This is a genomic window from Pseudomonas sp. GW821-FHT01E10 (assembly GCF_059422365.1).
Genome location: NZ_JBWKWT010000026.1, coordinates 57,067 through 65,711, shown reverse-complemented (window position 1 = coordinate 65,711; position 8,645 = coordinate 57,067). Strand labels below are relative to the sequence as shown.

Genomic DNA, 8,645 nt, shown 5'->3' with positions numbered 1-8,645 from the left:
GCACCCAACTTTGAAGCACCGACTGATTCGGGAACGAACAACGTTTATGACGTGATTGTGCGGGCATCGGACGGCACGCTGTTCGACGACCAGGCGATTGCGGTAACCGTGACGGGCGTCAACGACAACAGCCCGATTATCACCTCCAACGGTGCTGATGCGACGGCTTCGGTCAGCGTGGCGGAGAACACCACGGCGGTCACGACGGTGGCAGCGACCGATGCAGACCTGCCGACACAAACGCTGACCTACAGCATCGTCGGCGGAGTGGATGCCGCGAAATTCTCGATCGTTTCTGGCACAGGCGTGCTGAGCTTTGTCTCTGCACCCAACTTTGAAGCACCGACTGATTCGGGAACGAACAACGTTTATGACGTGATTGTGCGGGCATCGGACGGCACACTGTTCGACGACCAGGCGATCGCGGTAACCGTGACAGGCGTCAACGACAACAGCCCGATTATCACCTCCAACGGTGGTGGTGCGACGGCTTCGATCAACGTATTGGAGAACACCACGGCGGTCACGACAGTGGTGGCGACTGACGCTGATCTACCAGCGCAGACGCTGAGCTACTCGATCCTGAGTACAGCCGGGACGGACTTCAGCAAATTCTCGATCAGTTCGAGTGGGGTGCTGACGTTCAATTCGGCGCCCGATTACGAGAATCCCCAGGATGTCGGTGGAACCGCCGGCGACAACGCCTATGTTGTGAACGTTCAGGTGGCCGACGGTAATGGTGGAATCGACACGCAGACCATTACGGTAAACGTGCAGAACGTCGTTGAGACGCCAGTTGATACCGTGCCGCCGACGGTGGCAGTGACGGGGACGGCCCTAGGGAGTTCGGTCGGTTCAACGTCGACGGTGACATTCCAATTTAGTGAGACGGTGAGCGGTTTCACCCTGTCTGATGTCGCAGTGACGACAACGAGCGGAGTGCCCCGCGGAACCTTCAGTAACTTTACCCAGGTTGATGGCGATACCTACACGGCAATACTGACCAGAACCCAGGGCGGCAGCATAAAAGTCGACGTTGCCGCGAACAGTTACACCGACCTGGCGGGTAATCCTGGTGCGGCTGGCAGCAGTGCCAACCTTCCGGCAGGCGTTGCCGGCGACCCCATCAATCTAGCCCTCAACGTTCCGTTAGCCGATATCAGCGGCCCCGTAACGGTATCCATCAGCGGGGTTCCCTCGGGGTGGGTGTTCAATGCAGGAACCGACAACGGCGACGGCACATGGACCGTGCACACCAACGATCCCGGCGCATTGACTGTGACAGCCCCAAGCGACTTCGTGGGTGCGTTGGTGCTTGACGTCAACATGAACTGGAGCAACAGCGACGGCAGCACCGCCAGCGCGTACGTGTTCAACAACGTCGAAGTCTACGCCCCGGGCGCGCCGATCTTCGCCTTGTCCGCTAACGATAACCTGACCGGCTCGTCAGGTGCCGACACCTTCGTCTTCGCCCAACCGATCGGCAACAACCAGATCTTCAATTTCGATGCCGCTGCGGACAAGATCGACTTGGTCGGCTTCACTGGCATCAACGGCTTTGCAGACTTGAGTATCACTAACGACGCCAACGGCAATGCACTGGTCAGCATAAGCACCGGCCAGACGGTCACTCTCAAAGGTATCGATGCGGCGGACTTGAGCGAAGCGAACTTCCAGTTCGATGTCGATCCGCTCACCAACAACGCCGTTACCCTCACCATTGCCGACGGCGCGATCATGCCGTTCGGTGGCAGTATCCATAACAGCGGCACCATCGAGCTCGGCTCCGCCGGCAGCGCGACCAGCCTTGAGGTTCTGTTCCGTGGCGCGACCTTGACCGGTGGCGGCCAGGTGCTGCTATCCGACAACGCGCAAAACGTGATTTTCGGCGGCAGCGCCGACACCGTACTGAACAACGTCGACAACCGCATTTCCGGCGCCGGCCAGTTGGGTGCCGGGCAGATGGTGCTGATCAATTCGGGGCTGATCATGGCCAGCGGGCTGAACAGCCTGGTGCTCGACACCGGCACCCACACCATCACCAACAGCGGGGTGCTGGAGTCCACGGGCCCAGGCGGCATGACGGTGGCCAGTACGGTCGAAAACACCGGCCACCTGTGGGCCAATGGTGGTGACCTGCGCCTGCTGGCCGACGTGACCGGCGACGGCAGCGCGACCATCGACGGTAACGCGACCCTGACCTTCTCCGGTGCTGCACACGGGTCCGTCGCCTTCCACGGCGAAGGCGCGGGTACGCTGGTGATCGCACAGGCCGAAACAGCGGGCTCGCTGGCCGGCATCCTCGGCCTTGAGAGCAATGACATGCTGACGTTCGGCAATCTCACTTTCGGCGCCAACACCCAACTCAGCTACAACACCAACGCCTCTGGCGCCGGCGGCCTGCTGACAGTGGACGACGGCGTGCATCGGGCCGAGGTGAACCTGTTGGGGCATTACTCGGCGGAAGACTTCCAGGTCACCGACGGCGGCGCGGCCGGCACTCAAGTCAGTTACCACGGAGAATCCAGCGGCACGCTGGTGGGCACCATGCTCGCAGACACGATCAATGGTGGCGACGGCAACGACATCATCGTGGGCCGTGGCGGTGCAGACACGCTCAGCGGTGGCGCGGGAGCCGACGTGTTTGCCTACTTCAACGTGAATGAAGGCGGCGATCATATCCTCGACTACAACTACGCCGAAGGGGACAAAATCGACCTCTCCGCACTGCTCAAGGCCAACTTCGTCGCCGGCACCAGCCAGGTGTCGGACTTTGTCCAAGTGGTGCAGACCGGCAACGACATCACCGTGAAGGTAGACCCTGATGGCGCAAGCAATGGCAAGAATTTCGTCGATGTGGCGGTGCTTGACCACGCTGGTACGCCTGGGCCCGATCTGGTGCGCACCTGGTTCGGGGATGCGGAGCATACGCTGACGGCGTGATATTGGGCTGGAGTTGAGCAGTTGATAATGGTGGTGGAGACCAGGGAAGGTCGAATATGAATTGCACGATACCAACGTGAAATCCAAGCATGACGCGCCCAGAGGGGGGTGTATGTTCCAATGGATGAAGGAACTTTGGGTGGGATCGGATCTGGTCGAGTTTGAGAGCTCGTTCGGACTGGCGGAATCTGTTGAGCGCCTGAAAGCCGCGACCCGGCACTGGGCTATGTTTACGCCTTTTCGAGAAGCGGCCGTGGGAACGGTGACGGAGTCTCGCGTTTCGCTCCAACGTGTCATCCCGATGGTACACAACTCATTCAAGCCACTTTTCGTCGGCCGATTCCAGGTGCGCCAAAACCAGGTCGTGCTAACCGGGCGTTTTGCGCTGCACTGGTCCGTTAAGCTCTTCATGGGCTTCTGGTTCGGGTTTTGTGTGCTTTTTACAGCATTGGCGTTGTTTACCGCCGTACCTGGGCCGCACGCCACATTCATGCCGCTGGAGGGGCTTGCGATGATGGCCTGTGGGATTGGCGTGATGCGGATCTGTATGTGGTTTTCCCGCAACGATCAGGCATGGCTGTCTGAGGTCATTCGCACGGTGCTGAGTAATCAGGTCGCGATTGCATCAAAAGGTTTGCCGCCCAATGAGCTTCGGAGCACCCCAAAGCGGCCACCCACTGTCATCGTGATTGTCACAGCGGTGCTCGCCCTCCAAGGGCTCATGTTCTGCGTTTCTGCCATAACGGATATCCAGCCTTCCCTGGGCGATCCAAGTGGTTCGGTCTTTACCCATTATGCAGACGTTAGACTTCGCTATCTTTCCGTAATCTATGGCGCCGTTATGCTCCCGCTGGCTTTCGACGTTTACCGACAGCGCATGTTCGCCTGGCGAATGGGGTTCCTGGCGCTTTTTGGGGGGGCTGCCCTCCAGGCGCTTGGCTTGCTTGCCCGAGAGGATCTTGGCAATGCGCGTCAAACCATAATCTTCTGCGTCGCCTCCCTGGTGATCACCATCGTCTGGGCGTGTTGGTGGTACGCGCAGCGCGTCCATTTTCACGATTGATCGGGAAAGAGTCGATAGACCGCATGACACGACAGTTATGAAAAAGCCCCGCCAGATAACAATCTGAGCAGGGCTTTTCTTTGCTTAAAGCATACCTGTTACACCCACCTAGCACCCATGAGGGTTAAGCAGAGAAACAAAAAGACGCTGTAGGCCTTGGATTATATGGTGTCCCAGGGCAGGTTCGAACTGCCAACCTTCCCCTTAGGAGGGGGATGCTCTATCCAATTGAGCTACTGAGACACAAGTCGCGCGCAAGGAATGCGCGGCGATGGACGGCGTGCATGTTAACGGGCAGGCCCGCTTTTGTCATGTCGTCCGTAGGGCTTTTTAAGTGTAGGCAGACGCCCCACGGTAGCGTGGCTTTGTTTACCGTGCAAATTGCATCACCGCAAAATGCCATCATTGCAAAATGCAATGCCGGCATTTTGTTAAAATAGCTTAATTCTTTGTTTTTAAAGGATTTAATAGCCGTTAAACTTTTGGCATGCGGGCTGCTTCGACTGTTCTCAAAGAACGAAGGAGATCAGCCCCATGAACAGCGCTCTTTTAGTCGCGAATGCAGTCGCCCTGGCGGTTCTGTTGGGTTTTCAGTTCTTCCCCGCAAACGACGCTGCGATGGTTGCCCAACGCACGCCCCACTACCTTCAGCTGCAAAAAGCGCCTCAATGGGCAGTCACGAGCGATCAACGCAGTTTTGTAAGCCAAGAGGTGAGCCAGGAGAGTCTTCAACCGCGCAGTCTTTTGAACGCTTGGTATTTTGAACCACCTCATCAGGAGCACAGCATGTCCAAATCAGCCGCAGGGTTTCTCATCCTCGCTCTACTGAGTGGCATCCTTCATCTGTCATTAGTCCAGGACACGATCGTCACCCTGCCCCTGATTGCCTGCGGCGTGTTCAGTGCGCTGTTCGTGCTGGCGCTGATCGCCGGGCGCAAGATCAAGTTCGATCCGGTTCTGCGCTGACGCTCAGCAACTCCAGAAGACTGGCAACGGTGACCGCAAGGTCGCCGGAGTTATCGAGTCGACGGATTTGCGTATCACCGATTGTGTCGTCAGCCGTGAACAGCGCATTGCGGCACAGTCTCGCTTCAATTTCTGCCGGGCTTTCACGCCCCCGCCGTAGCAGGCGCTCTCGCAGAACGTCATCCTTGACCGTCAACAGCACCGGCAACAGCGTGGGATAGCGCTGTTGCGCTTCTGTCAGGTGGCCGCGCGAAGCATTGATCAGCACATCGCGTCCTTCCTTGAGCCACTGGTCTATACGCACAGGAATACCGTAATCCAGCCCATTGGCCTGCCACGAAAGCGCGAAATCCCCATTGTTTCTGCGTCGCTCGAACTCTTCGCGGGACACCTCAATGGCGTCTTCGCCGACGGACTCAGCCGAGCGCGTAATAACCCGCCGCACGACTTCACAATTACGCACCCGCAACGGCCCGCGAGCGGCTTCGATGAGGCTGTCCTTGCCGGATCCCGAAGGCCCCATTAAATAAATCAGCCTGCCATCCATCCTGAAATCATCCCATACCGTCCGTCTGCCCTAGTAAATCGGCCATTTGCCACTATCCTGTTAAGGTAAGGAACAAGGATCGAATCCGCATAGCATGCACCTTCAGGCGTCTTCGGGCATCACCTGTCGGGCAAGAGGACGCGGTCAGCGATACGGACTCATGGAATGTTTTCAAACCAGTCCGCATTTCTGATAATAGGTGCTGGCATTAAGCCTTTACCCAGATCAATATTTGTCACAGAATTGACGCCAATGATATGGCTAATTTGAGGCATGATGCGCGCCTCTATCAATTCAGGTTGAACATTTGGTCGGAGTGCTTGTCCTATCTGACATCCTGCGGCCTATCCCGAGAACCGCTCCCCTGAACTAACCGGTTAAATATATGCGCCCATTGAAACAGGCAATTTATTCCAGCCGTACGGCTGACAAGTTCGTCGTACGTCTGCCAGACGGAATGCGTGAACGCATTGCCGAGGTGGCTCGCAATCATCATCGCAGCATGAATTCCGAAATCATCGCGCGTCTTGAGCAGAGTCTTATTCAGGAAGGCGCGTTGGGCGAAGAATTGAGCATGCGCCTGGACAGCCCCGAGCTGTCATTACACGAACGCGAACTGCTGCAACGCTTCCGCCAACTCTCCCACCGCCAGCAAAACGCTCTGGTTTCGCTGATCGCCCATGATGCCGAAATGGCTGCAGACGTTTCCTGATTCATCCTGAAAGCTCAAGCCAGCGTAATTGCTGGCTTTTTTGCCTGAAATTCAGCCCCTCAAAAAAAAACCCGCCGATTGGGCGGGTTCTTTTGAGGTAGAACGTCAGAGCAGAAAAATCGTCGCCAGCCCGAGAAAGATGAAAAAGCCACCACTGTCGGTCATGGCAGTGATCATCACACTCGCGCCCATTGCCGGGTCGCGCCCAAGCCGCGCCAGGGTCATCGGAATCAACACGCCCATCAATGCCGCAAGCAACAGGTTAAGCGTCATGGCGGCGGTCATCACCACGCCCAGGGACCAACTGCCATAAAGCAGGTAGGACACCACGCCAATCACTCCACCCCAGACCACGCCATTGATCAAAGCGACCGCCAACTCCTTGCGCATCAACCTCGACGTATTGCCGGTGCTGACCTGGTCCAGCGCCATGGCCCGAACGATCATGGTGATCGTCTGGTTACCCGAGTTGCCGCCGATACCCGCCACGATCGGCATCAATGCCGCGAGCGCTACCAGCTTCTCGATAGAGCCCTCGAACAGGCCGATCACCCGTGATGCAACGAACGCGGTGATCAGGTTTATCGCCAGCCAGGCCCAACGGTTGCGCAGGGACTTCCAGATTGACGCAAAAATATCTTCTTCTTCGCGCAGACCCGCCATGTTGAGAACTTCGTTTTCGCTCTCTTCACGAATCAGGTCGACCATTTCATCGATGGTCAGACGACCGATCAGCTTGCCGTTCTTGTCGACCACCGGGGCCGAGATCAAGTCGTAACGCTCGAACGCCTGAGCGGCCTCGTAGGCGTCTTCGTCCGGATGAAAACTCACCGGATCGCTGGCCATCACTTCCGAGACCTGTTTATCCGGGTCGTTGACCAAAAGGCGCTTGATCGGCAACACGCCCTTGAGCACGCCGTCGTAATCGACCACGAACAGTTTATCGGTATGGCTTGGCAACTCTTTGAGACGACGCAGGTAACGCAACACCACTTCAAGACTGACATCCTCACGGATCGTCACCATCTCGAAGTCCATCAGCGCACCGACCTGCTCCTCGTCATAGGACAACGCGGAGCGGACGCGCTCACGCTGTTGAGCATCGAGGGTTTCCATCAGCTCGTGGACGACGTCTCGCGGCAGCTCGGAGGCCAGGTCAGCAAGTTCGTCGGCATCCATGTCCTTGGCCGCCGCCAGGAGCTCGTGATCGTCCATGTCGGCGATCAGGGTTTCACGAACCGAATCGGATACTTCGAGCAGAATGTCGCCGTCGCGGTCGGCCTTGACCAACTGCCAGACGGTCAGACGATCGTCCAGTGGCAAGGCTTCAAGGATGTAGGCAACGTCAGCGGAGTGCAGATCATCGAGCTTGCGTTGCAACTCGACGAGGTTTTGCCGGTGAACCAGGTTCTCGACCCGGTCGTGATGCGGACCTTCCTGGCGATGAGTCAGGTCTTCGACCACCCGCTGGCGCTGCAGCAGCTCAACGACTTGAGCAAGGCGGTCCTGCAAGCTTTCCTGCGTTTTCTTTACTTCAACTTCAGACATAGGCGAACTCCACTCCCAGCAGCGGGGCACGCCGGAAGGATCAATCAGTCAATTCATGATTGTAAAAACGGGGTACTGAGTAACTACTGGGTAAGTCCATGGAGGTATTCCACAAGCCCCGGCGGGGCTGACAGGCGCAATGATAACACCGCCTGACGGTTTTAAACGTGAAAAAATCGCGGCTGAAACAAGCGCTTGCGAGACAAACCTGAGCGCTGTCCTGATCCATGGAACTGCGACGACTCATCCTGAAAAGAAAACACACCGCAGTCGAAAAATGTAACGGCTACCCTTGATAAGGACTGTCAAGGAGGACGTCGAATGCCACGGAATGCTGATTATTTTTTGCTTGCCGCCCTGCTCTGCCTGCCGCCCTGGGCGTTTGCTACGACCATCCACCGGTGTGAAGCCCCTGACGGACGCATCACCTTCACGACCTTGAGCTGTACGACCGGAGAAAGCCTTTCGCTTCAGGAAGTACGCACGTTTTTGCCTGGCAGCACGACAGCCCTGATGCCAGAAGCCGAGGTTCGCGAAACATCAAGTATGAAAAACCCAAGGAGAGAGCCGACGGTCGTTGGTCAGCCCGAGGACAAATGTGGAAATCAGCTCAGCGCGAAGGAACGCCGCATCGCGATCATCAATCAGAGAGTGGTTGCCGGCATGAGCCAGCAGGACGTCGAAAGCGCTCTCGGCAAGCCAGACAAAATCAGCACTCGCAATTCAGCCATGAGCTACCGCTACGACAACAAGCGAGGGCGCAGTGCTCACATCGAGTTCGATGAGAAAGGTTGTACCAAAGGAAAAGCCAAATCGCAGACGGCAAAAAGCCCGCGTTAAACGCGGGCTTTTTGGTGTTTGGTGCC

7 protein-coding genes, 1 tRNA gene and 1 pseudogene are annotated in these 8,645 nt (G+C 57.2%); 6 read left to right on the top strand and 3 right to left on the bottom strand.

The window, feature by feature from the left end; translation table 11 throughout:
• Both AC07V0_RS27490 and AC07V0_RS27485 read left to right on the top strand, forming a co-directional pair.
• A partial coding sequence (locus AC07V0_RS27490) for an Ig-like domain-containing protein (RefSeq protein ID WP_495020078.1) occupies positions 1 to 2,943 on the top strand: 2,943 nt, incomplete at its 5' end.
• Between the two features lie 112 nt (positions 2,944 to 3,055).
• Positions 3,056 to 4,006, top strand: coding sequence for a hypothetical protein (locus AC07V0_RS27485; protein ID WP_192350835.1), 951 nt, complete (start codon positions 3,056 to 3,058; stop codon positions 4,004 to 4,006).
• Between the two features lie 166 nt (positions 4,007 to 4,172).
• On the opposite strand, the gene AC07V0_RS27480 is transcribed toward AC07V0_RS27485, so the two are convergent.
• A tRNA-Arg gene (locus tag AC07V0_RS27480) sits at positions 4,173 to 4,249 on the bottom strand.
• A gap of 291 nt (positions 4,250 to 4,540) precedes the next feature.
• Between AC07V0_RS27480 and AC07V0_RS27475 the strand changes: the two are divergent.
• Together AC07V0_RS27475 and AC07V0_RS27470 are read left to right on the top strand one after the other, a co-directional pair.
• Positions 4,541 to 4,770, top strand: a pseudogene (locus AC07V0_RS27475) (hypothetical protein).
• Positions 4,771 to 4,792: 22 nt separating this feature from the next.
• Positions 4,793 to 4,972, top strand: a complete 180-nt coding sequence (locus AC07V0_RS27470) for a PA3371 family protein (RefSeq protein ID WP_018926378.1) — start codon at positions 4,793 to 4,795, stop codon at positions 4,970 to 4,972.
• Here AC07V0_RS27470 and phnN read toward each other — a convergent pair.
• On the bottom strand, positions 4,947 to 5,519 hold the full coding sequence (gene phnN / locus AC07V0_RS27465) for a phosphonate metabolism protein/1,5-bisphosphokinase (PRPP-forming) PhnN (RefSeq protein WP_026286446.1): 573 nt from the start codon (positions 5,517 to 5,519) through the stop codon (positions 4,947 to 4,949). The two genes, AC07V0_RS27470 and phnN, sit on opposite strands and share 26 nt — an antisense overlap.
• A 385-nt stretch (positions 5,520 to 5,904) precedes the next feature.
• Here phnN and AC07V0_RS27460 point away from each other — a divergent pair, with 385 nt between their 5' ends.
• Positions 5,905 to 6,231 carry an Arc family DNA-binding protein gene (locus AC07V0_RS27460; RefSeq protein WP_018926380.1) on the top strand — a complete coding sequence of 109 codons (327 nt, stop codon included), beginning with the start codon at positions 5,905 to 5,907 and terminating at the stop codon, positions 6,229 to 6,231.
• A 105-nt stretch (positions 6,232 to 6,336) separates the two neighbouring features.
• Here AC07V0_RS27460 and mgtE read toward each other — a convergent pair whose 3' ends face one another.
• Positions 6,337 to 7,779 carry a magnesium transporter gene (gene mgtE / locus AC07V0_RS27455; protein ID WP_192350833.1) on the bottom strand — a complete coding sequence of 481 codons (1,443 nt, stop codon included), beginning with the start codon at positions 7,777 to 7,779 and terminating at the stop codon, positions 6,337 to 6,339.
• Positions 7,780 to 8,100: 321 nt separating this feature from the next.
• Here mgtE and AC07V0_RS27450 point away from each other — a divergent pair, with 321 nt between their 5' ends.
• A complete protein-coding gene (locus AC07V0_RS27450; RefSeq protein WP_192350831.1) occupies positions 8,101 to 8,619 on the top strand; it encodes a cell envelope protein SmpA in 519 nt (172 codons plus the stop codon).
• Positions 8,620 to 8,645 lie beyond the last annotated feature (26 nt).

What these genes read in the sequence shown, in the direction of transcription:
- AC07V0_RS27485 (WP_192350835.1), top strand. Translation starts at nt 3,056, where the DNA reads ATGTTCCAATGGATGAAGGAACTTTGGGTGGGATCGGATCTGGTCGAG.
- AC07V0_RS27470 (WP_018926378.1), top strand. Translation starts at nt 4,793, where the DNA reads ATGTCCAAATCAGCCGCAGGGTTTCTCATCCTCGCTCTACTGAGTGGC.
- phnN (WP_026286446.1), bottom strand. Translation starts at nt 5,519, where the DNA reads ATGGATGGCAGGCTGATTTATTTAATGGGGCCTTCGGGATCCGGCAAG.
- AC07V0_RS27460 (WP_018926380.1), top strand. Translation starts at nt 5,905, where the DNA reads ATGCGCCCATTGAAACAGGCAATTTATTCCAGCCGTACGGCTGACAAG.
- mgtE (WP_192350833.1), bottom strand. Translation starts at nt 7,779, where the DNA reads ATGTCTGAAGTTGAAGTAAAGAAAACGCAGGAAAGCTTGCAGGACCGC.
- AC07V0_RS27450 (WP_192350831.1), top strand. Translation starts at nt 8,101, where the DNA reads ATGCCACGGAATGCTGATTATTTTTTGCTTGCCGCCCTGCTCTGCCTG.